Source organism: Shewanella sp. BJSY2023SW007 (assembly GCF_047314525.1).
Taxonomy (GTDB): Bacteria; Pseudomonadota; Gammaproteobacteria; order Enterobacterales; family Shewanellaceae; genus Shewanella; species Shewanella chilikensis.
This window is the reverse complement of sequence record NZ_JBKORL010000057.1, coordinates 44378-69280: the sequence shown is the minus strand read 5'-3', so window position 1 is coordinate 69280 and position 24903 is coordinate 44378. Positions and strand designations below refer to the sequence as shown.

Annotated in this window: 26 protein-coding genes and 3 tRNA genes; 15 read left to right on the top strand and 14 right to left on the bottom strand. The window is 50.5% G+C overall.

The window, feature by feature from the left end:
* Positions 1–17: 17 nt before the first annotated feature.
* On the bottom strand, positions 18–230 hold the full coding sequence (locus tag ACMHXE_RS09110) for a YejL family protein (RefSeq protein ID WP_025011457.1): 213 nt from the start codon (positions 228–230) through the stop codon (positions 18–20).
* A 79-nt stretch (positions 231–309) separates the two neighbouring features.
* On the opposite strand from ACMHXE_RS09110, the gene yejK reads away from it, so the two are divergent.
* The gene (gene yejK / locus ACMHXE_RS09105; protein WP_039034005.1) at positions 310–1338 is read left to right on the top strand and encodes a nucleoid-associated protein YejK; all 1029 of its coding nucleotides are present in this window, start codon (positions 310–312) and stop codon (positions 1336–1338) included.
* A gap of 286 nt (positions 1339–1624) precedes the next feature.
* Positions 1625–3793, top strand: a complete 2169-nt coding sequence (locus ACMHXE_RS09100) for a diguanylate cyclase (RefSeq protein WP_413732047.1) — start codon at positions 1625–1627, stop codon at positions 3791–3793.
* Here the strand turns inward: ACMHXE_RS09100 and ACMHXE_RS09095 are convergent.
* Positions 3759–5219, bottom strand: a complete 1461-nt coding sequence (locus ACMHXE_RS09095) for an alpha/beta hydrolase (RefSeq protein WP_039034003.1) — start codon at positions 5217–5219, stop codon at positions 3759–3761. The genes ACMHXE_RS09100 and ACMHXE_RS09095 overlap by 35 nt on opposite strands.
* Positions 5220–5309: 90 nt before the next feature.
* Here ACMHXE_RS09095 and ACMHXE_RS09090 point away from each other — a divergent pair, with 90 nt between their 5' ends.
* A complete protein-coding gene (locus ACMHXE_RS09090) occupies positions 5310–5786 on the top strand; it encodes a DUF6942 family protein (protein WP_101094871.1) in 477 nt (158 codons plus the stop codon).
* Positions 5787–5831: 45 nt separating this feature from the next.
* On the opposite strand, the gene nadE is transcribed toward ACMHXE_RS09090, so the two are convergent.
* Positions 5832–6662, bottom strand: coding sequence for an ammonia-dependent NAD(+) synthetase (gene nadE / locus ACMHXE_RS09085; RefSeq protein ID WP_039034002.1), 831 nt, complete (start codon positions 6660–6662; stop codon positions 5832–5834).
* 124 nt (positions 6663–6786) lie between these two features.
* On the opposite strand from nadE, the gene ACMHXE_RS09080 reads away from it, so the two are divergent.
* From ACMHXE_RS09080 to ACMHXE_RS09060, 5 genes are all read left to right on the top strand, one after another.
* Positions 6787–7611 carry an AraC family transcriptional regulator gene (locus tag ACMHXE_RS09080; RefSeq protein WP_071476193.1) on the top strand — a complete coding sequence of 275 codons (825 nt, stop codon included), beginning with the start codon at positions 6787–6789 and terminating at the stop codon, positions 7609–7611.
* Between the two features lie 96 nt (positions 7612–7707).
* Positions 7708–8460 (top strand): LysE family translocator, encoded by a 753-nt coding sequence (locus ACMHXE_RS09075; protein WP_413732044.1) that lies wholly within the window; start codon positions 7708–7710, stop codon positions 8458–8460.
* Between the two features lie 151 nt (positions 8461–8611).
* Entirely contained in the window at positions 8612–8947 is a 336-nt protein-coding gene (locus ACMHXE_RS09070; protein ID WP_071476195.1) for a hypothetical protein, read from the top strand.
* Between the two features lie 235 nt (positions 8948–9182).
* Positions 9183–9857: a response regulator gene (locus ACMHXE_RS09065; protein WP_101056831.1), complete on the top strand. Its 675-nt coding sequence runs from the start codon at positions 9183–9185 to the stop codon at positions 9855–9857.
* Complete coding sequence (locus tag ACMHXE_RS09060) at positions 9848–11197, top strand: sensor histidine kinase (RefSeq protein ID WP_039033998.1); 1350 nt, start codon at positions 9848–9850, stop codon at positions 11195–11197. Before ACMHXE_RS09065 ends, ACMHXE_RS09060 begins: the two co-directional genes overlap by 10 nt.
* Positions 11198–11200: 3 nt before the next feature.
* Here the strand turns inward: ACMHXE_RS09060 and ACMHXE_RS09055 are convergent, their stop codons facing one another.
* Positions 11201–11899, bottom strand: a complete 699-nt coding sequence (locus tag ACMHXE_RS09055; protein WP_413732042.1) for a 2OG-Fe(II) oxygenase — start codon at positions 11897–11899, stop codon at positions 11201–11203.
* 115 nt (positions 11900–12014) lie between these two features.
* Between ACMHXE_RS09055 and ACMHXE_RS09050 the strand changes: the two genes are divergently transcribed.
* Both ACMHXE_RS09050 and ACMHXE_RS09045 read left to right on the top strand, forming a co-directional pair.
* Positions 12015–13274: an HD-GYP domain-containing protein gene (locus ACMHXE_RS09050; RefSeq protein WP_413732040.1), complete on the top strand. Its 1260-nt coding sequence runs from the start codon at positions 12015–12017 to the stop codon at positions 13272–13274.
* Between the two features lie 137 nt (positions 13275–13411).
* The gene (locus ACMHXE_RS09045) at positions 13412–13723 is read left to right on the top strand and encodes a DUF3135 domain-containing protein (protein ID WP_101056835.1); all 312 of its coding nucleotides are present in this window, start codon (positions 13412–13414) and stop codon (positions 13721–13723) included.
* 27 nt (positions 13724–13750) lie between these two features.
* On the opposite strand, the gene corA is transcribed toward ACMHXE_RS09045, so the two are convergent.
* From corA to ACMHXE_RS09015, 6 genes are all read right to left on the bottom strand, one after another.
* Positions 13751–14698, bottom strand: a complete 948-nt coding sequence (gene corA, locus ACMHXE_RS09040) for a magnesium/cobalt transporter CorA (RefSeq protein WP_101056836.1) — start codon at positions 14696–14698, stop codon at positions 13751–13753.
* Positions 14699–14797: 99 nt separating this feature from the next.
* Positions 14798–15163, bottom strand: a complete 366-nt coding sequence (locus ACMHXE_RS09035) for a hypothetical protein (protein ID WP_101056837.1) — start codon at positions 15161–15163, stop codon at positions 14798–14800.
* A gap of 518 nt (positions 15164–15681) precedes the next feature.
* On the bottom strand, positions 15682–16563 hold the full coding sequence (locus ACMHXE_RS09030; RefSeq protein WP_413732037.1) for a RimK/LysX family protein: 882 nt from the start codon (positions 16561–16563) through the stop codon (positions 15682–15684).
* Between the two features lie 83 nt (positions 16564–16646).
* Positions 16647–17012 (bottom strand): STAS/SEC14 domain-containing protein, encoded by a 366-nt coding sequence (locus ACMHXE_RS09025; RefSeq protein ID WP_101056839.1) that lies wholly within the window; start codon positions 17010–17012, stop codon positions 16647–16649.
* Between the two features lie 21 nt (positions 17013–17033).
* Positions 17034–17387 carry a DUF3802 family protein gene (locus ACMHXE_RS09020; protein ID WP_101056840.1) on the bottom strand — a complete coding sequence of 118 codons (354 nt, stop codon included), beginning with the start codon at positions 17385–17387 and terminating at the stop codon, positions 17034–17036.
* Positions 17388–17530: 143 nt separating this feature from the next.
* Positions 17531–18106 carry a YceI family protein gene (locus ACMHXE_RS09015; RefSeq protein WP_101056841.1) on the bottom strand — a complete coding sequence of 192 codons (576 nt, stop codon included), beginning with the start codon at positions 18104–18106 and terminating at the stop codon, positions 17531–17533.
* Positions 18107–18629: 523 nt separating this feature from the next.
* Here ACMHXE_RS09015 and ACMHXE_RS09010 point away from each other — a divergent pair.
* Entirely contained in the window at positions 18630–19109 is a 480-nt protein-coding gene (locus ACMHXE_RS09010; RefSeq protein WP_413732035.1) for a YchJ family protein, read from the top strand.
* A 63-nt stretch (positions 19110–19172) separates the two neighbouring features.
* Here ACMHXE_RS09010 and ACMHXE_RS09005 read toward each other — a convergent pair whose 3' ends face one another.
* The 3 genes from ACMHXE_RS09005 to ACMHXE_RS08995 form a co-directional block, all read right to left on the bottom strand.
* Complete coding sequence (locus ACMHXE_RS09005; protein ID WP_413732034.1) at positions 19173–21341, bottom strand: putative bifunctional diguanylate cyclase/phosphodiesterase; 2169 nt, start codon at positions 21339–21341, stop codon at positions 19173–19175.
* A gap of 203 nt (positions 21342–21544) precedes the next feature.
* Positions 21545–21835 (bottom strand): DUF406 family protein, encoded by a 291-nt coding sequence (locus ACMHXE_RS09000; RefSeq protein WP_101056843.1) that lies wholly within the window; start codon positions 21833–21835, stop codon positions 21545–21547.
* Positions 21836–21904: 69 nt separating this feature from the next.
* Positions 21905–22393: a VC2046/SO_2500 family protein gene (locus ACMHXE_RS08995; protein WP_101056844.1), complete on the bottom strand. Its 489-nt coding sequence runs from the start codon at positions 22391–22393 to the stop codon at positions 21905–21907.
* A gap of 125 nt (positions 22394–22518) precedes the next feature.
* Here ACMHXE_RS08995 and ACMHXE_RS08990 point away from each other — a divergent pair.
* The 4 genes from ACMHXE_RS08990 to ACMHXE_RS08975 all read left to right on the top strand — a co-directional run bounded on the left by ACMHXE_RS08990 (position 22519) and on the right by ACMHXE_RS08975 (position 24087).
* Positions 22519–22603: transfer RNA gene (locus ACMHXE_RS08990), tRNA-Tyr, on the top strand.
* A 38-nt stretch (positions 22604–22641) separates the two neighbouring features.
* Positions 22642–22726, top strand: a tRNA-Tyr gene (locus ACMHXE_RS08985).
* A 32-nt stretch (positions 22727–22758) separates the two neighbouring features.
* A tRNA-Tyr gene (locus ACMHXE_RS08980) sits at positions 22759–22843 on the top strand.
* A 179-nt stretch (positions 22844–23022) separates the two neighbouring features.
* Complete coding sequence (locus tag ACMHXE_RS08975) at positions 23023–24087, top strand: PLP-dependent cysteine synthase family protein (protein ID WP_101055947.1); 1065 nt, start codon at positions 23023–23025, stop codon at positions 24085–24087.
* 62 nt (positions 24088–24149) lie between these two features.
* Here the strand turns inward: ACMHXE_RS08975 and queE are convergent, their stop codons facing one another.
* On the bottom strand, positions 24150–24818 hold the full coding sequence (gene queE, locus ACMHXE_RS08970) for a 7-carboxy-7-deazaguanine synthase QueE (protein WP_413732031.1): 669 nt from the start codon (positions 24816–24818) through the stop codon (positions 24150–24152).
* Positions 24819–24903 lie beyond the last annotated feature (85 nt).

Here is a 24903-nt window from a genome sequence, read left to right as displayed (position 1 = left end):
ATTTCAGTTGTTACAAGTCAACGCAAGGATTGTGTCAATGCCTTGGCAAATTGCTCCGCCACCTGCTGACGGGCTTCCTTGGGCACCTTGGTCGACAACAGATGCGAAGCCGCATTTCCCAATGCCATCAGGCCAAGATCGGTCGGAGCCTGGTGTTTTTCCAGCACGGCCAATAATTCGGCGATCAGGGATTCAACTTGCGCATTGGTATATTTTGATTGGATAGCCATAAATAAAAAATGATTCACTCAGATAAGGATTAGCGGCATATAATAGCGGATTTACAACAGAGTATCACTATCGGGGCTTATGAGTATTCACGTCGAACAAGCGATTATTCACGCAATCACCCAAAATGGCGAAGGCCAGCTCAGCTGCCGTCTGCGCCCTCAACCACTGCTGAACAGCCAGGCCGTTGAGACCATGCTTGATGAGCTGCATCAGAGCTATTCCAGTAAAGCGGGAAAAGGCTTTGGCTATTTTGGCGTCCCCGGGGATGATGGCGAGGCCAACCCCGCCTTCAAGGAAGCACTCAAGTCTTATCGCGATGGGCAGCAAGGCTTTGTAGAGTTCTCAGCCACTGCTGGCAAACTGCTGCAGGAAGAACTCTCCAAGTATGACTTCAGCCAGGGTGGCTTTTTGTTACTGGCCTGCTACACCTTTATGGCCAGCGACTACCTGTTTGTAGCACTGCTGAACGCCAAGTCATCAATGACTGTGCTGGATGATATGGAGTTATCACAAAACGACCATCTGGATCTGAATAATATCCAGTTGGCGGCGCGAATCGATCTCACCGAATGGCAAGCCGACAGTGAGTCGCGCAAATATATCTCCTTTATCCGCGGCAGAGCCGGACGCAAGGTGGCTGACTTCTTCCTCGACTTTATGGGCTGCGTCGAAGGGGTTAATCCCAAGCAGCAGAGCAAGACCCTGATGCAGGCGGTGGAAGACTTTGTCGGTGGCGGTGAACTAACCAAAGAAGAGCGTCAAACCTGCCGCGACCGGGTGTTTGAATACTGTACTTCCCAGGTCGACAGCGGCAGTGAAGTCATGCTTAAGGACTTGGCCGATGAACTGGCTGAATCCGGCATGGATTCCTTCTATGACTTTGCCGTTGGCGGTGATTACGGTTTGGAAGAAGAGTTTCCGGCTGATAAATCCACCTTGAGGCAGTTGAAGAAATTCTCCGGCACCGGCGGCGGCCTGACCCTGAGCTTTGACAGCTCACATCTGGGTGAGCGGGTCATTTACGATCCTGTATCGGATACCATTTTGATCAAAGGCGTGCCCGCCAATCTGAAAGATCAACTGGACCGACGGCTCAAGGGCGAATAAGGCTGTCAAACACATCAAGGCGCTTTCATTGATACCAAAGGCGCCTTGATGCTTTTTCCGGCCGCTATCTTCAACTATTCATCTTTATCGGCTTGCCCTTTTTAGCCACCCGACCATCCCTTTTTATGCAAAACCACCACCACAACTAAGCTTGGCGAGTACCGATTCGAAACAGGTATTGGGTAGCGCTGAAGACAAATATTCAAAAAATATTGTTAAATAAACCATTTAGCTCTAGCATTTGTCATTAACCATTTGTTAACTCCAGACAGGAGTTGGAACTGATTTGACCCACTTACCCTGGTATCGACAACCGCTGTTGCTCAGTCTGATGGCTGGCCTGATAGGCTTTGCCTGTAACAGCTTCCCCATCCCCTTGTTTGCCAATGTGCAGCTGGTATTGGGTAATACCTTCTATGTACTAATCGCCATTTTACTGGGGCCTTGGTATGCCTTGCTCGCCGCCACCATCAGTGTAACTTCCTTGATGTTGCAATGGGACAGTCCGCACGTTTATCTACTCTTCTGTCTCGAGGCATTGGCCCTGGGATTTGCCAGAAAAAAACGCTGGCCGGTATTTTACGCCGGTGTCTGCTTCTGGCTGTTGCTGGGCATGCCACTTATTTATGGTTATCTACACCTTTTCAGCGATTTACCTTCTGAATACATTCCCTTCGTCGTCATCAAGCAGTCGGTCAATGCCATGGTCTATATCACCCTGGGCTGCTTGATTGTGTTGGTAACCCCTGCGCTCAAACGCCTGACCGGCCGTCAGCTACCAGCCAAGCGCAGCGGCTTTGGCGAGCAGCTCTTTTACAGTTTTTTGCTGCTGCTAAACTTGAGCCTGATACTCTCTACCCTGGTATTTAATTATTACTGGGTCAACAAGCAGCAACAGATCCTGGATAAACACTTACATGAAACCGCCAAAAATATCGGCCTGGCGGTAGAGCATTATCTCGAGCGGCATCAGTCGGTCATTGCTACCGCCGCCGAACTTATTAAACATAGTTCTCCCAGCCCGGATGAGTTGCAGCGGATGCTGTCACGGCTGCACAAACTCAACCCCGGCTTTTTAACCATGCTGATTGCCAACTCTGAAGGCAGCATAGTGCAAGCAAGCCCTGTCAGTGGGCTAAAGGAGCTTAAGGGGGGCGATAAGAAGATCAATGACAGAGACTATTTTCAGCAGGCATTTTTCAATGAGCGGCTGTTCACTTCCGCCGTATTTCTCGGCCGGGGCTTTGGCTCAGATGCCATAGTCGCCATCAGCAGCCCACTGTACCTGGCCACAGGCCCACAAGTTATCGGTATAGTAGAAGGTTCGCTAAATCTCAATCGTTTCAGCGAATTGGATAATGACTTTCTGGAACAGACCAATCGGTCGATGTTCATTGTCGATGAAAATATGCGTCTTATTTACGCCTCCAAGGCGTTGGCCTTACCCAAACTCGAGCAACTCAACTACCGCCAGAGTGGTAAACATTATCGCTCTTTATTGCCCATGCTTAACCTAAAAGCATTGGATAACGACAGTCCGGAATATGTTTACAGCCAGTATCGCCTGCAAAACAACTGGCAAATTTTTGTGCTCGACCCCTACGCCCCACTGCTGCACGAAGTGGAGCGCCAGTTTATTTTCACCTTCGCATTGTTGTTGCTGTTCCTGTTACTGTCGCTATTGGTCGCCAGAGTGGTTGGGCAACGGCTGACCAAACCGCTGGAGTTGATTTCAGAGCAACTCAACAAGGGCAAGCGCCTTACTGAAGATAAGTTACTCAATGACCAAAACGTGCCTGTGGAAGTAACTCACCTCTACACTGAACTCAAGGAGAACCAACGCCAACTGATGGCCCACCAGCTGGATCTGGAAGAAAAAGTCATTATTCGAACTCTGGAGCTGGAGCAAGCCAACCGCAAACTCAAACAGTTAGCTCAAACCGATCCGCTCACAGGGCTTGCCAACAGGCGCCACGCCGAAGCGAGTTTCGCCACTTTACAGGGTCTATGCCAACGCAATAACGAAGCCATGGCCGTGGTGTTGATGGATCTGGACTTCTTCAAGCGGATCAATGATGAATTTGGTCATTTGGGCGGTGATGAAACCTTGAAACGAGTCGCCGATTTGCTTAAGACAAAGTTCAAGCGCGACTCGGATCTTATCAGCCGCTACGGCGGTGAAGAACTATTGCTACTGCTACCCATGTGCAACCCTTTCAAGATAGAGCCGTATCTGAATGAAATACGTCAGGCCATTACCGATCTTGAAATCATCAACCCCGAAGATCAACGCCGGATCAGCGTCACTGCGAGTATCGGTGCCCTGATTGCCAATGCCTCCTACAGTCCGTCTCTGGAGGTTTGGTTAAAAAAAGCCGATGCTAACCTATACCAAGCCAAAAGCGAGGGCCGTAACCGGGTCATCTGTACTTTGTCGGCTCAGGATCTTGATTGAAAAAGGTTTCAATCCGCTGCATCTGATAATCAAAGAAAGGGTTCCAGCGCTGGCGCAGCATATCGGCGGCGGGAATGCTGATGACACCGCGCTCGCCACGGGATGCGGCGGCGCCAATTTGAATGCGGTCCATGCTTGTGGCCATTTGATTACCATATAGACTGTCATTGGCAGAAAACGGCAAGGCTACATGAGACAAAGAATAAACTGACACGGGCCATTTAAAGTTGAGTTTTTCCACTCCGGAATGAGTACCAAACTCCCGAGCCTGCACCAGATGACTGAAGCCCACCTGATTCTCAATCAATGTTCCCCGGAAAGTCAGATTGGTTCGCGCCAGTATGCCGCTGATCTCCGCCAGAGGATCCACAGGTGTCATACTGAGGTTCACCTGATTACGGTTGATATCATAGATCACCAGTTCATTGGCTCCCTTGGGCAGTTGCAGGAACAGGTTCTCCAGCACAGCTCTCGTCGATACCGAATCATCCACCAGCGACTGGAACGCCAAAATCGGCGGCAACTGGCGTTTTTTCTCTTCAGGTAAAGCCAGTAAACGCTGGCTATTGTGCTGCGCCAGACGATAAACCACATCACCGGCATTTACGGCGAAAGAGCTGTATTTAAAGGGATCATATTCGGGTGAAATAGTATTCCAGCTGAGTTTCTCCAGCCCCAAAATATAACCCAGCTGCGACTGCCACTGCGCGCCGACCGCCATAGGAGCCAAACCTATGGCCGGCGACAGCATGACCACCTTTTCATAATCAGTAGGCCTGCCTTTATGAAGGTTTTCCAACTCATGGTTGAGCGCCAGACTGGCGCCGGTGGAATAACCTATCACATAGAGAGGTTTGCCATTGAGCACCTGGCTCATATGGCGACTGGCCAACTTAACGGCCGCGGCCAGATCCTGCCATTCCAAGCGCACCAGGCCGGATGGCAGAGTGCCGTGTCCCGGTAACCTCAGCGCCAACACATGAGCGCGCCCCTTGAACTGCTGGGCAAACTGATGCATGGCGTAGGGTGAATCTGACATACCATGAAACAGCAAGAGCCCGAACTGCGCATCGGCATTGGCCCATTCGAAACTTTGATTCCAGGGAAAAACCCAGCGCTTGGGATCTGCTATGCTGCCGCTATGATAGCGATTTATCGGTGAGTTTATGCCACCGGAAAGTTTACCAAGCTCCTGATCAAGCTCGGCAAACAGTTGCTGCTCCAACTTGAGATAATCGTTAAAGTCTTCGACGCCCTTGTGACGATCAAACTCATGACTCAGAAAGTGAGTATGCCAGGGACTCAAATCAACACGATCATTGAGTAACCAGATCCCGGTCACAGTCAGCGCCAGCCCTATACCGAAACAAGCATAAAAAAGCGCAATAGTAAGCTGTTTCCCCGAGCTGATAAGCAGAGTTTTCATTGACCTTTACCTCGAACTGCCCCAAAGTGGCGGCGCTGAAACGGCATTTCACTGAGATCTATTGGCATAAAAGTCTAACAGAGAGCAAACGTGCACGCACACTCAACGCCTTCATTTCCTTCGCGTATTGGTAACGACCTGGCCAAAGCGCGGGTTTACTTACCCAACCCGCCAACACTGCCGCTTGACTGGCACTGGCAGCAGAACGATGCCGCCGCGGCCTTGATAGCCGCCAACTCCAACCACTGGCGCAAAATCCTGGTGATCTGCGCCAAGATATTTGCCCCGGATGACGACTGGCGTAGTTTTCTGCAGCAGAGGCTCTTTTGCCAAGTCGCACTGGAGATAGGCGCGACAGAGTTGGTAACCGATAGCGGCATAGCACTTATCGCCGGCAATCAAGCCGCCAGCCAACTCAATATCGCCGGCGATGCCGGGCAGAGTCTTAACGGTGCGCCCGGAATACAAAGGCTGGATCAGTGGCGCTGGAAAGTCCCCTATCTGGATTACCGCCAGTTTCCCAACGCCAGTATTTTGCTGCTACGTCAGGCGCTACGCCAGCCATAAAAAACGCCGCGATCAACGCGGCATTTTACGATTCAAGTTGAGCAGTTAATCGTAAATGGTCGGGATAGGCCTGCGCTTATGCTGCGTCGCCTTGTAGATGGCTATAATCCTGCTTTCCACCTCGGCGGAAACCGGCTTCCCCTCAAGGAAGTCGTCTATCTGATCGTAACTCAACCCCAGGGCAGCCTCGTCTTCAAGACCCGGGTTGTCACACTCAAGATCCGCCGTTGGCGCTTTGTATACCAAGGTTTCCGAGGCGCCGAGAAAGGCGGCCAATTGCCGTACCTGACGCTTATTCAAGCCAAAAAGCGGCGCCAAATCGCAGGCTCCATCGCCCCACTTGGTATAGAAACCGGTAACATTTTCGGCGCTGTGATCTGTTCCAACCACCAGGCCACCCAGCAGCCCCGCCACTTCGTATTGGGCCGCCATCCGCATTCTGGCCTTGACATTACCCTTCACAAAATCAACCTTTTTGGCATCCGGTAGCGCCAGCTCGGCGCGATCAAAGCCACTGAGTACATGCTGATGAATGCCGCTCACCCCCTCATGAATATTCACAGTCACCAGTTTGCTGGGGCGGATAAATGCCAGCGCCTGCTGCGCCTCATGTTCATCACGCTGCTCAAGATAAGGTAGACGCATGGCCACAAAACGGTATTCAGCCTCGGCTTTGCCTTGATTGAGCGAATCTACCGCCAACTGACATAAGCGCCCGGCCAGAGAAGAATCGACCCCGCCACTGATCCCCAGTACCAGCGTCTGGCTGCGAGCCTCCTGCAGCTTGGCCTTAAGAAATGCTACCCGTCTTTCCACCTCATATTCAGGTTCAATAGCACTCAGTACTTTCATTTCTCTTAAGATCTGTCCTTTCACTGTGGGCTCCAATCTGTTATCGGTGTTTATAGGTCTGACTTTGATACCGGCCGTGCAATAATTTACTAGGCGGCCTGGATAACCGACCGCTAAGATAACATAAATTCTTACCCAGGATAGCAAGATGCACGAGGAGAAAATCCATTACTGGCGCGCCCCATCCCATCCCGAACTGGAGATCAGTCGGGCCAGTTTTCAACATTTTCACTTCGAGCCCCATGTTCATCTGGACTTTCATATCGGCGTAGTCAGTCACGGCGGCCAGGACTTTCATTATCGTGGCCAAACCTGGCACCTGAGACCCCATTGGTTGTCGACCCTGGATCCCGACAGCAGCCATGATGGCCAGAGCAGCGAACAGCAGGGCTATTGTGCTCTGGTAATGTCCCTGCCCCATGACTGGCTGCAGCAACTGGCGCGGGATCTCGGCCTGGGATATTTCAGTTTTGCCGCGCCTTTGTTGTATCATCCGGCGCTGTATCGGGAATTTTGCCAGCTGCACCATTTACTGACCCAACCCATAGCCGCCAATGATCTCCTGGTTTCCGAAACCGCGGTTATCGCCTTTTTGGAAAAGCTGCTGCGCCAGCATGGTCGCCAGCTCAATACCGAGAGACAGCCTCACGCCTTGAGTCAGAGTCAACTCGATAGGTTAAGAGAAGCCTTTCATGCCGATCCCGCTGCGCCATTTCGGTTGCCGCAGCTTGCCAAGGAGCTGGATCTCAGCCAATACCAACTGCTTAGGCAGTTTCGACAGAGAACCGGCATGACGCCACATGCCTACCTAAAGCGGATCCGCCTGGAATATGCCAAGAAAGCTCTGCTCAGGGGAGATAGTGTGATTTCGGTGGCGCAGCAAGTCGGCTTCTTCGATCAGAGCCATCTGAACAAGGCTTTCAAACGTGCCTTCCTGCTTTCTCCGCAGGCGTTTCAGCGGCGCATGCTGTGAACGCCACACGCCCCCTCTGGTGGCTGAGCATCTTTCCCCCTATACCCAAACACTTTCAGCCTCGGCTCAATGAGGCACTACAGGATAGAGTTGACTATGACAGATCTGCATCTTTTACTGACCCTGGGCACCATTCACCTACTGGCATTGGCGAGCCCGGGACCCGACTTTGCATTGATCCTGAAAATCGCCAGCCGCGAGCAGCGCAACACCGCACTGGCAGCCGCTGTCGGCATCTCTCTGGCGATATTGGTGCACACTGTCCTGAGCCTCACGGGTGTCAGCCTGGCCATTCAAAGCTCGCATACCCTGTTTGTGCTGGTGCAACTCTTTGGTGCCCTTTATCTGGGTTGGATGGGATTGGGAGCTTTTGGTGCCCAGGCCTGGCTTAAACGCGCCTTGAAGGCAAGGCCACTCGCTGAAGCGCAAACCAATGAATTACCAACCAGCCGGGAAGCAATCAATGATGCACAAGTCATGCAGTCCGAGGAGTTAAACAACAGGGTAGACAATAACCTTGGCAAAAGCACCCGCGATAACACTATGTCGGCTACTGCCGGGCTGCTGCTTGGGTTATCGACCAACCTGTTCAACCCCAAGGCGTTGGTGTTCTTTCTAACGCTGTTTTCCACCCTTATCACCCCAGAAGTCAGCAATCAGACCAAGCTGTTGGCCGCTATATTACTGCCGCTGCTCTCGGTTATCTGGTTTGCCATGCTGGCCATGCTGCTGTCTCACGCCCGGGTGCAGCAACGCCTGCTACGCTTTGGTCACTATATAGATTACCTTTGCGGCGCTATCTTCCTGACTGTCTCGGTTGCCATACTGCTGCGGCTATTAACGGCTTAACCCCATAAAATTAAACAATAAGCTGCATATGAAACCCTAAGCCAGACGGGCTATAACCTTTAACTACAGGGATAAACTGTGAAGCAGTAAATAGAATACACCTTAAATTCAGACTAGAATGACCTCAATTCAATTGATTCAAGGTATCTCTATGTGGTGGCGTGTTGTTTTACTCTGTCTTGCTTATTGGCTACTGGGCGCTCATTTCCTCAGATACTCGCACACCATCGCCGCCGCAATCTGCCTGCTGGCACCGGCATTGCTGTTTGTGAAAAGCGCTGTTGGTATTCGCGTTCTGCAAATCGGTCTCTTGATCGGCGCCGTGCTGGTATGGGCCAAGAGTGGCTTTGAATATGTCGCCATGCGCCAGGCCATGGATGCCCCTTGGCTCAGGCTGGCATTTATTATGGGCGGGGTCACCCTGTTTACTCTGCTGAGCGCCTGGAGCGGTAATAAACTGGCCAGAAATCGTAACCGGGGCTCCTAGTCGTCACACCCGCCAACATTTCCATCTTGGGCCAATGACTCGACAATCCACATCAGAGGTCAGCGTAGGTTAAGTAATAGGGCTATACACTCGAGCCAGTGTATAGCCCTATTTTTTAGCGAGTTAGGTCTTAGGTTTAAATCTTGTATGACTGATACCTTTGCTTTAGCCTCGGCTTGAGCTGCTCCTGGGAACTGCGTACACTGTTCTGATTTCAGTTAAAGGCGTAAAGAATATGAGAATTTTGGTTGTTGAAGACGATCCCTTACTCTCCCACCACCTCAAGGTACAACTGGGAGAATTGGGGAATCAGGTTCAGGTGGCGGGAACCGCCAAAGAGGGATTTTTCCAGGCAACCAACTACCCTATTGACGTCGCCATTGTGGACTTGGGCTTGCCGGATCAAGACGGCATTGCACTTATCCAACAGTTACGGGATGAAGACGTTAAAGCCCCTATTCTGATCCTGACCGCCCGGGTCAACTGGCAAGACAAAGTTGAAGGACTCAACGCCGGTGCGGATGACTACTTGGTCAAACCCTTTCAAAAAGAGGAACTGGTGGCCCGCCTCGATGCCTTGGTCCGCCGCAGTGCCGGCTTCGTCAAGCCGGTGATCAACAGCGGCGACCTGTCGTTGGATCTCGCCGCCAAGCAGGTCACCATGAATGGTGAGCCGATGGAGATCACCGCCTTCGAATATCAAATTCTCGAATATCTGATGCGCCACAACCATGAAGTGGTCGCCAAGCAACGTTTACTGGACGTTATTTATGGCGACAAAGAAGGCGATCCCAACACCATTGAGGTGATGGTGAGCCGACTGCGCAAGAAGTTGACCCGTGACGGCATCGAAAATCCAATAGTGACTATCAGAGGCCAGGGGTACAAATTCAACCTGCCATGCAATTGAGAATAAAACCCAAGAAACGCCTGCTGACGCGGATGTTTCTCACTTCGTTGTCTATCATAGCCGTGGTCGGTTTTGGCTTGGCCTGGATGGTCAACATATTGCATGCGCAAAACAGCTACAACGAAGAGACGGCGCAGCTAATCGCCGAAATCCCTCAGGTGGCTGCAGAGCTCAGGGAGCATGACCTGATCCCGGATACCAGCTCCTGGCTTGAGGAGAACAACAAACAGGAGCGCTATGTTATCGCCTCCTGTGACGAGAAGTTCAAACAGGTATGGACCTCTTCGCTGGCAGTGGACAGAGGTCTGTTTGATACCTGTGAACGTTTCAATGAAATCCGCAACGAAGCGCCCCCCTACTACCTGAACATGGCCGACAATCGTGCCTATTTTGCCTATCTGCTGTCGGTCGATATCGCCGGTATTCACTACAACCTGTTGGTGCTCAAGGATGCGGCCAAGCTGGAACAGGAATACAGCCAATTTGCCAAACGCACCTATATTCGTCTGGCGCTGGTGTTGGCACTGGCACTGGTACTGCTGATCAGCGCCGCTTATTGGGGCATGCGGCCACTGGTACAGATGCGAAATGAGTTGAGATCCATCATCAACGGCAAGTCCAAGTCACTCTCCGGCGGTTATCCGGTGGAGCTGGAAGGCGTCACCCAGGCGCTCAACCAACTGCTGCAGCAATCCAGTGCTCAGCAACAGCGCTATCAAAATGCCATGAATGACTTGGCCCACAGTCTCAAAACCCGTCTCGCCGCTGTACATGCCATCACGGATGATGCCAGCCTGGATAAACAGGCCAGCAGCGAAAAAATCATGGAACAGGTGAGCCAGATGGATCAGCTGGTGAAATATCAACTCAAGCGAGCCATGCTGGGACGCAAGGGCCTCAAGCAGGAACAGACTCCGATTGCCCCTCTGGTGGATCAATTGGCACAGATGTTGTTCAAGGTATACCGAGACAAACAGGTGAAGTTCAGCGCCAAAATAGAGGACGAACTGCAGTTTCCCGGTAATCAAGGCGACTTAATGGAGCTGTTCGGCAACCTGATGGAAAATGCGTTCCGCCTATGTATTTCAACCGTTCGGGTCAGTGCCGGTTATCAAGGCAACATACTACAGATACAGGTGGAAGATGACGGCCCTGGTGTTGATGAGAGCCTTAAACAGAAGATCATCCAGCGCGGTGTGCGCGCCGATACCCAGTCACCGGGACAGGGAATTGGCCTTGCAGTGTGTAATGAAATCGTCAGCAGTTACGGCGGCACCCTCAGCATTGAGGATTCAGCACTGGAAGGCGCCTGCTTCCGTATTCAGATTCCCATGCAATAAGCCTCAGCGCCGGGTTGGTCCATAAAGCTGCTCGGCGCGATTAAACATGATCCAGGAAGTGGCAATATACTTATCACCACTCTTTGGACGGTTGCCCCTGTGACTATGGGTAAATCCCGCCGGCGCTATCACCATAGTGCCCTTCTTCGGCGCAATTTTGCGCTGCTGATAGAAGAATTCCGTCTCCCCGCCTTCGGCCACATCATTGAGATAGAACATATAAAGCACCACTCTGTGCAAGGCATCGTTGTGACCGGCCTGGGGAAACTGCTCAGAATGCCAATGGGGATATCCCCCTATATCGCGCTGATACCTTTGCAAATTGATGGTACCACTACGATAAAGGTATTGTACCAGCGCCTCAGCTCTGGGGGCTCCCAGGCGAGCATAGTTATCCGGTGTCAGGGTTACTGCATTGCCGGACTCATCAGCCACCTGCACGGCCACGGCTCCCATCAGCGCCATGGCATACTTATCAAAGTATCGTCCGGCATGCTTTAGTGTGTGGCCCAGCAGCTCATTACGCAGTGGCTGCAACTCTGGGTACTGATCCAATGTCAGATCACGGCTGATTTTCTTTTCCTTGTCGACACCATGGCCTGTGCGGCCCTCGGTAACACCGGGATGAGCTTCAAAGGCGGCAATCAGACGATCGCATAACTCATCAGGAATGGCATTGGGATATACTTCGATAAAGTCCATAAAAATCTCGATTTGCTTATATTTTTTATCCAAACATGCTTACATGTGAGCTAACTAATTGTAAAGCGTACTCTTTGCGATAAAATGATTCGATTGCTTAAAAAAGATGATTTGAATGAACAAGAGCTGTAGAGTCAGTGTCCAACAACTGCAGGTGGGTAACTTCGTCCGCCTTCCTCTGGCATGGAAAGATCATCCTTTTCTTTTCAGTAGCTTCCGTATCAAACAACAGGCGCAAATCGAGCTAATCCGTAAACTGGGCATAGACAGTGTGTTTGTGGTACCGGACCGCAGTGATACTCCGCCGCTGCCTGCCAATCAACAAGCTGCCCCAATGGAAAATCCACAGGAAGTCACCTCTCTGCAACAACAGATGGAAAGCGACAAGCAACAAAAGATCGAAATTCTCAAGAAAATGCGTCGCGAACTGCATAAGACAGAGGAGCATTTCGACCGTTCACTGGCAAGGATGCGCAATCTGGTCAACAAACTGCGCAGCCGCCCTCTGAATGCGGTTACCGAAGCACAGGACTTGGTGCGGGACATTGCCGAGCAACTTTTATCCTCCGACAACCTGATCCTGCATTTAATGGCCGATTCGGATAAAAACGAAGGCATCTATTTTCACTCACTCAACGTTGCCATTCTCACCATGTTGGTGGCCAAAGAGTTGCAATGGCCCAGAGAAGATATTGAGGCCGTGGGCCTGGGTTCGCTATTCCACGACATAGGTAAACTCAAACTGCCAAGCCAGATACTGCGCAAGCAGGCTCCCTTGACTAAACCCGAGCAAAACCTGCTGAACCAGCACCCGCTGATGGGCGCAGAGTTCATCAAGCTGGCCGCCGACTTTCCGGAAAATGCCAGGGACGTTATCACCCATCACCATGAACTGCTCGATGGCAGTGGTTTCCCCAAAGGCTTGAAAGCCGATGAACTGAGTCAAGCTTCCCAGTTGGTGGCTGTGGTGAACCAATATGACTCTCTTTGCCACCCTGGAGTGCAATCCAAGGCCAAGACGCCTTATGCTGCTCTGGGCTATCTATATAAATACTCCAAGGGAAAGCTGAATCAGGAATATGTCGGCAAAATGATTAAGATGCTCGGGGTCTATCCTCCCGGCAGCGTGGTTGAGCTTTCTTCCGGCCAATATGGGCTGGTAATGTCGGTCAACCTGGATAAGCTGCTGCTGCCGCGAATTCTGGTATATGACGCTCTGGTGCCCAAAGATCAAGCGCCGATTATCGATCTGGAAGCCGAAGGACTTTCTATCGTGCGCTGCCTGCCACCGGCGGCGCTGCCGGAGAAAATCTTCAAGTACCTCAACCCCAGAGAACGGGTCAGCTACTACTTTGGCAGCGAAAGCAAAGGCTGAACCCTTTAGCCTACCCCTTTGGCCTATATAACCAAAGTCATTATCGCCATCATAGTTAGACTGAACTAATCTTGTTGTTGCAACCTGGATTTGGGTAGCCTGAAACCAGGCTCACCCCTCACAGGCGGAGGCCGGCAATGACAGAACTACCGGATTTTGACACCTTGATGTGGCTGGCTCAAAACCAGCCGGAAGAATTGGACAAGCTACAGGAGCGTTTGAGTGACGAGTTAATCAACAGTTCCGATTCCAACCAGGACCAGCTCAGAACCATTAAACACCACCTGCAGCAGAGTCTGGCACGCTGCAATAACCCCTATCACAGATGCCTGGTCAGCATCCGCATTATGCGCCACAAGTTCGCCGCGTTAGCGAGCGTGTTGGAAGCCCCGGACCAGTACAGAGATCACAAGGCTCAGGTGATACCATTAAGGCGCAAGCCCCTGTAACCAAGGTGCTAAAGCCCTTAACCGGATTTACAGCCAACCTTTGCGGCGGAAAAACAGGTAAGTGCCTGCCGCACTGGCTAACATCATCACCACCGCCATAGGGTAGCCGAAGTACCACTCAAGCTCAGGCATCTCTCTGAAGTTCATCCCGTAACTACTGGCGATCAGGGTTGGCGGCAGAAAGACCACGGCCGCAACCGAGAAAATCTTAATGATCTTGTTTTGCTGCAAGCCACTGAAACCCATGGCCGCATCCAGCAAGAAGTTGAGTTTATCGAAGATAAACTGACTGTGAGGCATCAGGGATTCAATGTCCGACAACATCTCGCGAATTTCCTTGAGCTCATCTTCGGCCAATTCTTTACGGTAATACTTCTGTATGTAACGCAGAGACCTCTGGGTATCGAGCAGACTCAAACGTATCTTACCGTTGGAATCTTCCTGCAAGGTGATCAGCTTAAACACATCATCGAGTTCATTACTCTCAAACACCTGCTCACCAACGTTTTCCAGCACAGTGTAAACATCTTCAATCAAGTCAGAGAGGTACTCTACCTTGAGGTTAAAGAGCTCGATAAACAGTGCCTGAGGCGTGGCCACCATGATGCGCCCAAGACGCAAATAGTTGCGCAGCAAACGAATAAGGCCAACATCCTCTTCACGTATGGTGACCAAAAACCGGCTACGCAGGTTGAATGAAACGTTAACCCCACGAACATCCTGACCAACCCGCTGCGGAAACAGAGAGTTGATATGCAGGCCGTCTTTGTTTTGATAGAAACGTGCCGAAGCCTCAATCTCATTGATATCTTCTTCGTCGGGTACCTCTTCCACCGAATAATGGCTCAACCAATCCCGCTCATCGTCATCCGGCTTGTAGAGATCCAGCCACAGAGTTTGTTCCGGAAGACTGTCTTCTATGGTCAGCTCAATAATTTTAAGCTGCTGATCCTGATAGGTGTATGCAGTAATCATGGGTCCTCCTGAAGATAACAATGCCGTAGAAAGAAATGCCCGGCAAAAAAATGTGCCTAGTTTACCTGATAAGCCATCAATGAAAAGCGCTCAGTGGCGTCAGGGGACACTTTTCTCGGCTATCATCAAACGCTCCTCGGTGGAGAGACGGATCCTGAGTCCATCCACGGTAACCAGTTCATTGGCCGAGATATCTTTCTTACGCACCTGATAGACTTCCCGTCGTTCTTCCTTGGGTGAAACCAAGGTCACGGAAACCACCTGATAACCGTCAAACCATTGCCAGGCAAAAAAGCCACAGGCCAGTATCAAGGTAACGCCCACGGCTCCAGGAACCAAAAAGCGTTTGAATAAAGGCAAAGGTTCGGCGACCTCTTGCTTTCTTACCTCAGGACTTGACCTTCGTTTGAGCATGGCCCATGCCAGTGCCAACACCAGGGCTGTCAGCAGGATTTTGGTCAGCAAGCTCAACTCCTCATTCTTAACCAAGAATCTATCAAAGCATCAAATTGTTAATTATAAAGGAAAAGCACATCCTTGACAGTTAGCTGTATCATAAAGCTGCCTGCCAAACCCTAAAGTATTTGAATTAATACTTTATGACGTACCTTACATATCGTCTCGACGCCATTCACCATCAGCTTCAGCTGCCTTTACAGTACTAATACCTGACGCCAGCGCATGCAAAGCAATGCTGGGTATATTGTAAACGGCTCTTGGTAACTCGAGGAAAGGCACACTTTTGATAGGTTCGAGAGCAATCTCTGTTCAAAAACGGGGCTAAGATGTACTAGCTAAGACGGCAAGAAGACGCTCCCGCCGACCGCCCTTTCTGTAGCTGTGCCCCATTGATGACCTGAATCAGTAATCAACGGCTTTTTAGGCAAGCACTACAGATACAACTGCCGTTACGATCTCTCGGTATCTGTCTTATGCATCGACATTAAATAACATCAAATAATGCTAAAGGTTGAAAACGCATATCAGTCGTTTTCTTTGAGGCTGACATCTACCAGGTAGTGACCTTGCAGCCAGTTTCGACCAATCAACAGTTTGTGGGTCATCTTGCTTCTGTCTTTAAGGTTAACCTTGACCGGATACTCCCTTCCCGGCTCACCAATATTGAGTTCCACCATATACCGGATTTCACTGCCCTGAGCATTACGAATCAACGAGGTATTAGTGATCATCGCGTGCAGCCGCTGTTTTTCACCCTTTTCATTTTCCGTCATAAAACTCAGCTGCTTGCCGATATTATTTTCCATATCCTCGTCACCATTCTCCACTTTCAGATCCGTGGCATGCAACGAGTTTTCTACCGCGCCGGTATCAATACGGGTTTGGAAAATCAGCCCGGATTCCCGCACACTGATAGCAGCGACTGGCCCTATGATACGTTTCTCTGCCACATCGACCAGAAAGTCATCAGCCAGCCAGTTACGGCCGATAAGCAGTTTATAATCCATATGGCTGCGGTCTCTGAGATTGACCTTGACTTTACGCTTGTGTTTGCCAAACGCGACATTCAACTCCACCATGTAGCGCGTCTCCCGCCCTTGAGAGTTGCTGACGGTAGATGTCTTGACAATTTTTGCCTTGAGCTGTTTTTTCTCGCCACGTTCGTTCTCTGTGGTAAAACTGAGCATTTTACCCACATTATCCTGCATCTTTTTGGCACTGCCGCCTATGACCTTGAGATCGACCGCATGCATAGAAGTATTGGCAGCCCCGGTATCGATTCGGGCCTCAAAACTGAGGCCGGCTTCGGCGACCGTCATAATTTCAGTCTGACCTATAACCATTTTTTCCTGGGCAAACACGGATGTCGAAAGCAACATAAAACAAAGACCAAGTTTTTTAAGCATGGGACTATTCCATTCATTTCAACTAACAAGATGAAAATCCGGCAGAAATACCGGAACTTACAGATAAGACAGATGTTAACGCTTCAGGTTCCCGAGAGCCAGGCTCGAGCCTGGGGCAATTCCGCCTTGGAAAACACCACTACCGGGCAAGGGATCATCAACGCCAAGGTCTGCGCCATCCCTTCGATAACAGAGCTGTCAGTAATAACAGCTATACGGGAAAAGTCTTGCAAATGAAACAGCCCAAAACAGGCATCATCCCACACGGCCTGCAAAGAGATACCCTCGAAGTCAGCGCCGTATTCATACCAGAGTTTAATGAGCACATGTTCTCTGAGTTTGGACTCTAGCGCCGGCAGCAAGACAGCATCATAATCTTCACTGCTGACAACACCACTGGCACGAACCGCTACTGTATTGCCTTCAAACCCGGAAAGCAGTGTCAGCATCCTAAGCCTCCAGTTTGTGCATTATTGAGACTGGAGTTTGGCAATTTCCTGATCGAACAGATTCTTGATCAAACCGGCAAACTCACTAATAAATAAGGTTTGTTTTGCCGTAGCCTTATGGTTGGCCACCTTGGCCAAGATCTCTTCCAGATCATACACTATGGCATCGATTTCACGGATGACTGTGTTGCGTTGGACGAAAGACAGTTGTGGGTTTTGGCCACAGACCATAATAATCTGTGCCGACAGCTGCTCTTCGAACTCCTCCATAACGCTGCTGTCGCTCAAAGATCCCCCTTCTGGGGTCTCAAACAATCCAAGGTGTTCAGTCAGGAATTGAATGAGGTGCATATAGCCGTCTTTGTCTGTAACCATCTTTCTTCCCGCGTGCAACGTCTCAGGCCAACCCATATAAGGGGCACACTCTCCGGTCTAATTGCCTATCAAGCCGCGACCGGAAAGTCACATTATGAAACAAATTCCACCTTGAGTCTTGCCTCAAATCAAGCTGTCGTTCGTTACTTGTTTAATCTTAGAACAAAAGAAACAGGAACAGCCTTACTGATGCTGGATAGACCGGCAATTTCACGTAATTTTTCAACCCCATCGGTCAAACCAAACTCTTCGGCGTTCACTATGACGGCTTTCTGTGAAGTGACCAAAAGGCTCGACGGCCCAAGCCTGGCCACAACCACATCAAAACGTTTGTTCTGGGTCTTACCATGCAGTGACAATACGCCATCTATCTCAGTACTCAACAACTCACCCGGCTTGAGCTTTTCCACCAACTCAGCGGGTACTTGAGCAGTCAGCGTAAGGGTCGGGAAATTAGCCACTTCAAACAACATGGTTTGCATCCGTTTATCCCGTATTTCTATGCCGGTATTAACCCCGTTTAACGGAATTTCCAGCTTGAATTCGCCATTATCGGCAAGCATGCCACTTAGCTGGTTAAACTCATGTACCTCGGCAATGTCACCTTTTTTAACCGATATAAAACTAACCTTGGAATCGGCATTATCCAACTGCCAGTCAGCCGCCAGTGCCAGGTTACTGAAGGCGCCGAGCGCCAATAAAGGGATCCATTTCTGCATATTCTTTTCCTTGTAGGGCATAAAGTGAACTGAGCCTGGATTTAAGATGGTTAAAAACAGACCCTTTGCCAGGGGAAGGTGCAAACAAGTTCCATGTGTGCTCAGCGTTGACTTACAAACCTGTACGCTACGCCCTTCGGGGCTTTCACAGCAATAGTGCCACGAGAACTTACTCGCACCTTCCCTAGATTAATCATTACTAAAGCATATTGTTCAATTCAATAAAACAGGTTCGCTATTTTTTAACCCAAATGACTGTCGTTTTATCCTGAAGTAGCCTGTACGTTCATTCACCCAGGCGCACTTCTGCAAGCCATTCGAGCCCCAAATATCGATATATGGCCCCCGTTTACCCTATCCTTCAAATAAAGTTGCTGCGCTCCTGTCGGCACTTGCGGAAAACTGCGAAATTCACCCGAATAAATTGATTGTTTCAATGCAAGCCAGGCCTCAAAGCGCTATGATCTCCGACAATGCAAACCCAGGCCGTTTAACCGGCCCTCAATTGAAGCTAAAAACCTCGATGACAACGAACCTCCTTTGCCCCTGCGGCTCCAAGCTCCCTTATAGTGAATGTTGTCAGCTGCTTCACACCAAGCAGCACAGCGCCGCCACACCAGAGCAATTGATGCGCTCCCGCTATGCCGCCTTTGTTAAAGCAGAGTTTGATTATCTTATCGACACCCATCACCGGGATTATCGCCAGGGACTGAGCGCACAAACCCTGGCCCAGATGCCAAAGACCCAATGGTTGGGCCTACAAATTGTCGAGCGGGAACCTTTGACACCTGGGCAAAACCAGGCCAGAGTCACTTTCAAGGCCTGGCATCTGGCGGATGGCCAGTTAGACGCCATATTTGAACAATCTGAGTTTATATTTGAGGACGGCTGCTGGTTTTACACCGAGGGTAAGCAGTTTGCGGTCAGCTATCCCAAACGCAATGCCCCTTGCATTTGCAATAGCGGCAACAAGTTCAAACACTGCTGCCTGAAACGGATTTAACTTAGGTCGGATTTAACTTGGGCCGAAATCAAGTGTGGAACCAAGAGAACTTAAACTGGTTAATCAATGCAGCAATGCAGGTTGACTCTGTTGCAAAAAAGCACTGAATTCGGCCTCTCTGAGCGCCGGGCTGTACAGGAATCCCTGGGCCTGATGACACATGCATGAAGTAAGGAAGCGTTCCTGCTCGGCGGTTTCAACCCCTTCTGCTGTCAGGGAGATATTCAGCGCCTTGGCCATGGCAATAATTGCGCTGACGATTTCGCGGCTCTCGCGGCTAATACTGAGATCCGAGATAAAAGACCTGTCTATCTTGAGCTTGCTGATGGGAAACTGTTTCAAATAGCGCATTGAACTGTAACCCGTACCGAAATCATCAATAGCAAGCCCTACCCCCAAGTCAGCCAGTTCCTGGCATAAATTGGTGGCATAGCGTATATCTTCCATCAACTCGGTTTCGGTGATCTCCAAAATAAGCGTGCCGGGTTTCAAGCGGTAACGATTGAGCAACTGCCAAACCTGTTCATAAAGATTACTGCCGAAAAACTGCCGCGCCGACACGTTCACATGCATGGCGATATTGATATTGTGATGCTGCCACAAATTCAGCTGGCGACAGGCGGCCTCCAGTACCCAGCTACCTATGGCATTGATAAGCCCAGACTGTTCGGCAATATCGATAAAGGCGCCTGGATACAGCACTCCCCGCTTGGGATGGTGCCAGCGGATCAGCGCTTCTGCACCTATGTAACTGCAGCTTTGCAAATCTTTAAGCGGCTGATAATAAAGTTCAAACTGTCTGCCCCGAATGGCGGCATGCAGATCTCTTTCTATCTGGGCATCATCCTTGAACGCCTTGAGCAACGCGCTGTTGAAAAACTGGATTGCCGTACCCTGCTTCTTCTTGGCGTATTGCAGCGCAATATCGGCGCAAGTCAGCGGCGCTACCAACTCGGCGACTTCGGCAATGTCCACCGCCGCCAGTGCCGGCTTGGGATCCACTTGCTCACGGCCAATATTGATAGGGTTACGCAGTTGTTGATAGAGGCGATGACAACAAACATCGATATCGCCGCTATCATCAAGCAACAATGCAAATTCATCGCTGCCCACCCTGGCAATACTGCAGTCGGCATAAAGAGAAGCAAAATGTTTCAGACGGCGGGCAACTTCAATCAGCAGGGCATCACCCTGTTCATGTCCATAGGTATCATTGAAGCGTTTAAAACCAATCAAATCGACCAGCAGCAACTGCCCGCTATAGGTTCTATCGAGCAAACGATTGAAATGGGTACGGTTGTATAGTCCGGTCAGGCTGCAACGCCAGGCCAAGCGTTCAAGTTCGGCCTGATAATTATGCTGCTCGGTACAATCTTCGCTGGAGACCAAGACATAATGGTTACCGCGCTGGGTAATAAATTGACTGGCATGGTATCTGAGCCAATATTCCTGGCCAGACTCCCGATTGAGCATCACTTCACCCGTCGCTGCTTCGCCACGCAACACCTTGGCCAGGGTCATTTCAGCCTGTTTGGGTTGCTGTTTAAAAAAAGACAACTGCTTTAGACTGGCGCCCAGCATTTTCTCTTTTGGGATACCTGTGATCTGTTCATGGGCGCTGTTGATATATTCAATCGCTTCTGTGTGCAGATTGATCAGCATACTGACTTGGGCCGATTGTTCTGCGGCCGACTGAAACAGAGTCAGCAACTCGTCTTTGCGGTAGGCGTCGTGGGTCGCCAAAGTCAGCGCAAGTTGGTCAGCCACTTGCGAGGCCAAATGGATCTCCAAATCACTCCAGTGATGCCCGGCAGAGGTTCGCTCCAAGCTCAAAACACCTTCAATATGGCCATTGATCCTGATAGCGATATCCAGGGCACTGGCAATACCGTTGACGCTAAAATAAACCTCGGCAAGCTCGCTCATACGCCAATCAGCCACCGCATCATTGGCGTCAATATGGCGTTTTTGCTTAAGTTGGTCGATATAAGATGGAATTTGATTGAGGTGTAGTGGACGCGGCGTTTTAAGAGGCTTTCCCGAGCCAAAGCGGGCAACTTCAAACTGCACATGCTGATCCCTGGACCAGGACCAGACACTGGCGTGTTGCACATCGAGATATTGACACAGAAGTTCTGTAGCCAGTTCAGCCGTCTTGGCGAAATCGCCCTGCTGCTTGGCAACCGAGTTGGTCAACAACTCCAGCAATCGCTGATACCTACGTCGCTTCACACATATCCTCAGGTTCCCTTTCGGGCTCAAAGAAACCCGTGCCGAATGCGCGGGCCTGCCATCATATCTCTGCGCGAGATTACACTTTTACATAATACCCAGCAAGATAACTCATACTTTCTTACATTTACCTTGTTGTGTCTTGCTTTGCAGCTTTGGTTTAACAACCAGAACTCTACTGACCATTTGGCTAAAAGTGCAGCTTATGCCAAAGCGTTTTCCAACTGAAAAATCATTTTCTCGGCACTGCAGGAAAAAGTCAGCGCCAAGGTCACTGTCTGCTCTGAACTACTGAGTTCTGCCTTGACATCAGCGAAGCGGCCTTGGGCCAATTGCTTGAGCGCCTCGGCATCAACCATTGCCGACTCACCTTGAAAAGTCAACGAAAGCAAGGTGTCTCCTTCTTCGACGACTGTCCCTATATCCACATAGCTGCCACATTCGGCACAAGTGTCCTGCACATTGGCGGCCTGAGCCTGTTCAATACTCTTCATCTCTTGTCTCCGATACTGAGAGTCACCCATCAGTATAAGCCATGGACGACACCTGGACTGAGGCAAGACTCACGCCGTTTGATATAAACCGGCCAGTTTGCGTTGTTCCGACAGTTGATCAACAAACTCCATCAATACCGCCTTGGGTTGGTTTAAGGTGCCATCAGTACGTAGTCTTGTGTGCCAATCACAATTATTCAGTGCTTCCTGCATCCCGCTGTCTCTCTTCCCCCGAATAACCAAAGGTTCGGGCACCAGGGCCTGGGCCAACTGAAAGCTACGTTCACCGTCACTGAGAAAATGATAACTGTTGTCTACCGGGGAAGGTTCCTGACTCAAGTCCCCAAGCAAAGGTTGAGGCTCAGGCAAGTCAAATTGCTGCCGCAGGACAGCATCCTGTGCAATATCGTCGTGCAGGTGAAACTGAGGCCAATCGCGCACATCCTGAGACAGCAACGCCAAAAGCAGGGCAAACTCACCCCGGCGATGGGACTCAACAGCCAGATTAAGCCGTTCGCCCAATTGCAGTTCATTGATTAAGGAAACATCAGTACGCATAAAAAAACATCAACAAAACAACTCGTTGTTAGTTAATCGACCAAATGATCAGGAACTTTAGCCCTTTTTTTAAAATCGGGCTTTACATGAAAAAGGTTTCTGACTACTATGGCGGCCGCAATTGAGGAGGGGTTCCCGAGTGGCCAAAGGGATCAGACTGTAAATCTGACGGCTCCGCCTTCGAAGGTTCGAATCCTTCTCCCTCCACCATTTGCCTACAATTTAAAAAGACACGAAAGTGAAATCGTGGAGGGGTTCCCGAGTGGCCAAAGGGATCAGACTGTAAATCTGACGGCTCCGCCTTCGAAGGTTCGAATCCTTCTCCCTCCACCATCTTTCACTCCAATGTCTGGCTCCAAATATGTGGAGGGGTTCCCGAGTGGCCAAAGGGATCAGACTGTAAATCTGACGGCTCCGCCTTCGAAGGTTCGAATCCTTCTCCCTCCACCATTTCTTTTTATTCTTTAGTAAAACCTCAAAGCGTTTTATCTACGCCTATACTAATCAACTCCACAGTAATCAATAACCTAACCTGTATCTGTGCCTAAATGCGCCTGAGTTTTCGCTATCCATTGTCATTACCTTTGGTTATGATTAAGACCATCCTGTTATAAGAAAGAACAACAACAATGGCCGATCTCTGGGTAAACGAAGCAATTGCCAAAATCGAAGCCGATTTTCAGCGCAGTGCCGACACGCATTTGATTAAACTGGAACTGCCGGCGGTCGCCGGAGTGGATATCTATCTTAAAGATGAAAGCACCCATCCTACCGGAAGCCTCAAGCACCGTTTGGCAAGATCACTGTTTCTGTACGCCTTGTGTAACGGCTGGATCAAACAGGATACTCCTGTCATAGAGTCCTCATCCGGCAGCACAGCTGTCTCCGAGGCCTACTTTGCCCGCCTATTGGGGCTACCCTTTATTGCCGTTATGCCAGCGTCCACCGCCCGCAAGAAGATACAGCAGATAGAGTTTTATGGCGGCCGTTGTCACTTTGTCAATCACTCCAGCGAAATCTACGCCGAGTCTGAACGGCTGGCGCGGGAGCTGAATGGCCATTATATGGATCAGTTCACCTATGCCGAGCGGGCCACCGACTGGCGCGGCAACAATAATATTGCCAATGCCATTTTCGATCAGATGCAGCGCGAGCCCTTCCCTATTCCCGAGTGGATTGTGATGAGCCCGGGTACCGGCGGCACTTCGGCCACCATTGGCCGCTATATCCGCTATCAACGGCTTTGCACCAAGCTGTGTGTGGTCGACCCGGATAACTCAGTGTTCTATGACTATTTTCAACAAAGAGATGCGGCCATCACCTGTGAGCAAGGCAGTAAGATTGAAGGTATAGGCCGGCCCAGAGTTGAGCCCTCCTTTATCCCGGGGGTTGTCGACTCCATGTTGAAGATCCCCGATGCTGCCTCTGTGGCGACAATCCATTGGCTGGAACAGATCATCGGCCGCAAGACAGGGGCCTCAACCGGCACCAACCTCTATGGCGCCCTGATGCTGGCGGCCGAAATGAAACGCGACAACCGCCAGGGCTCAATAGTGACCCTGATCTGCGATCCCGGTGAGCGCTATCTGGACACTTATTACAACCCCGAGTGGATAGCCGCCAACATAGGGGATATCAGCCAGTATCAAAACAAACTGAAACTGTTTGAAACCACGGGTGAGCTCTGCTGCTAACAACGCGCTTCAGATAACAAAAAGCCGCATCAATGCGGCTTTTTGTCGATTACCACTACGGATTAATCGATATCCAGATACTTGTGAGTCTGGATAGACAAACGCCAGTTGCGTTCGATACAGACTTTCATCGCCAGCGCCGTCGCCCGGCTCTTCTGGCTGATGGGCTGCAGGCAGATAGTCTTGTCTTTGAGATCCAATCCCTGCAGCAGTTGATCCAGCTCCTCAATATGAGCCTCGGTCGCCACCGGATGCTTAATCTCATTTGCCCGCTCCAGCGCCTGACGCAGTACCGGCATCCCACTCTTCATACCGACCTTGGGCGAGACTGTGACCCAGGTATCTGCGCTGCAATTCACCTCAAAGGTGCCACTGGTTTCAATTTGAGTGCGAAAGCCTGCGGCATTAAATGCTTCTGTCATTTCAGTGAGTGAATAGAGACAAGGCTCACCCCCTGTGATCACTATATGCCTGGCATTGAATCCCTGCTGTTTGAACGCCTCCAGTAACGACTTGGCATCATGCTCTGCCCAGCGACCGATACTGCCATCGGTGCGGATCACATCGGCAGGTTTCACCTGATTATGCTCAAGCTTGTCCCAGGTCTGGCGAGTATCACACCAGGGACACCCCACGGGGCAACCCTGCAAACGCACAAAAATAGCCGGAACGCCGGTAAACACACCTTCCCCCTGCAGGGTTTCAAAGACTTCGTTGACGGGGTAGTACATCGGGGTTCCTCATATTTGCCGGGGCGGCATTTATAGAGGAATTTAGCCCCAAGCGCAAGGATGAGCGAATTTTCCGTTTTTTACC

Coding starts and splice junctions, on each gene's coding strand:
- ACMHXE_RS09010 (WP_413732035.1), top strand. CDS start 18,630: ATGACAACGAACCTCCTTTGCCCCTGCGGCTCCAAGCTCCCTTATAGT.
- ACMHXE_RS09030 (WP_413732037.1), bottom strand. CDS start 16,563: ATGCTTAAAAAACTTGGTCTTTGTTTTATGTTGCTTTCGACATCCGTG.
- ACMHXE_RS08995 (WP_101056844.1), bottom strand. CDS start 22,393: ATGCGTACTGATGTTTCCTTAATCAATGAACTGCAATTGGGCGAACGG.
- ACMHXE_RS09045 (WP_101056835.1), top strand. CDS start 13,412: ATGACAGAACTACCGGATTTTGACACCTTGATGTGGCTGGCTCAAAAC.
- ACMHXE_RS09020 (WP_101056840.1), bottom strand. CDS start 17,387: ATGGTTACAGACAAAGACGGCTATATGCACCTCATTCAATTCCTGACT.
- ACMHXE_RS09065 (WP_101056831.1), top strand. CDS start 9,183: ATGAGAATTTTGGTTGTTGAAGACGATCCCTTACTCTCCCACCACCTC.
- ACMHXE_RS09000 (WP_101056843.1), bottom strand. CDS start 21,835: ATGAAGAGTATTGAACAGGCTCAGGCCGCCAATGTGCAGGACACTTGT.
- ACMHXE_RS09025 (WP_101056839.1), bottom strand. CDS start 17,012: ATGCTGACACTGCTTTCCGGGTTTGAAGGCAATACAGTAGCGGTTCGT.
- ACMHXE_RS09050 (WP_413732040.1), top strand. CDS start 12,015: ATGAACAAGAGCTGTAGAGTCAGTGTCCAACAACTGCAGGTGGGTAAC.
- ACMHXE_RS08975 (WP_101055947.1), top strand. CDS start 23,023: ATGGCCGATCTCTGGGTAAACGAAGCAATTGCCAAAATCGAAGCCGAT.
- ACMHXE_RS09015 (WP_101056841.1), bottom strand. CDS start 18,106: ATGCAGAAATGGATCCCTTTATTGGCGCTCGGCGCCTTCAGTAACCTG.
- yejK (WP_039034005.1), top strand. CDS start 310: ATGAGTATTCACGTCGAACAAGCGATTATTCACGCAATCACCCAAAAT.
- ACMHXE_RS09075 (WP_413732044.1), top strand. CDS start 7,708: ATGACAGATCTGCATCTTTTACTGACCCTGGGCACCATTCACCTACTG.
- queE (WP_413732031.1), bottom strand. CDS start 24,818: ATGTACTACCCCGTCAACGAAGTCTTTGAAACCCTGCAGGGGGAAGGT.
- ACMHXE_RS09095 (WP_039034003.1), bottom strand. CDS start 5,219: ATGAAAACTCTGCTTATCAGCTCGGGGAAACAGCTTACTATTGCGCTT.
- ACMHXE_RS09060 (WP_039033998.1), top strand. CDS start 9,848: ATGCAATTGAGAATAAAACCCAAGAAACGCCTGCTGACGCGGATGTTT.
- corA (WP_101056836.1), bottom strand. CDS start 14,698: ATGATTACTGCATACACCTATCAGGATCAGCAGCTTAAAATTATTGAG.
- ACMHXE_RS09110 (WP_025011457.1), bottom strand. CDS start 230: ATGGCTATCCAATCAAAATATACCAATGCGCAAGTTGAATCCCTGATC.
- ACMHXE_RS09055 (WP_413732042.1), bottom strand. CDS start 11,899: ATGGACTTTATCGAAGTATATCCCAATGCCATTCCTGATGAGTTATGC.
- ACMHXE_RS09080 (WP_071476193.1), top strand. CDS start 6,787: ATGCACGAGGAGAAAATCCATTACTGGCGCGCCCCATCCCATCCCGAA.
- ACMHXE_RS09070 (WP_071476195.1), top strand. CDS start 8,612: ATGTGGTGGCGTGTTGTTTTACTCTGTCTTGCTTATTGGCTACTGGGC.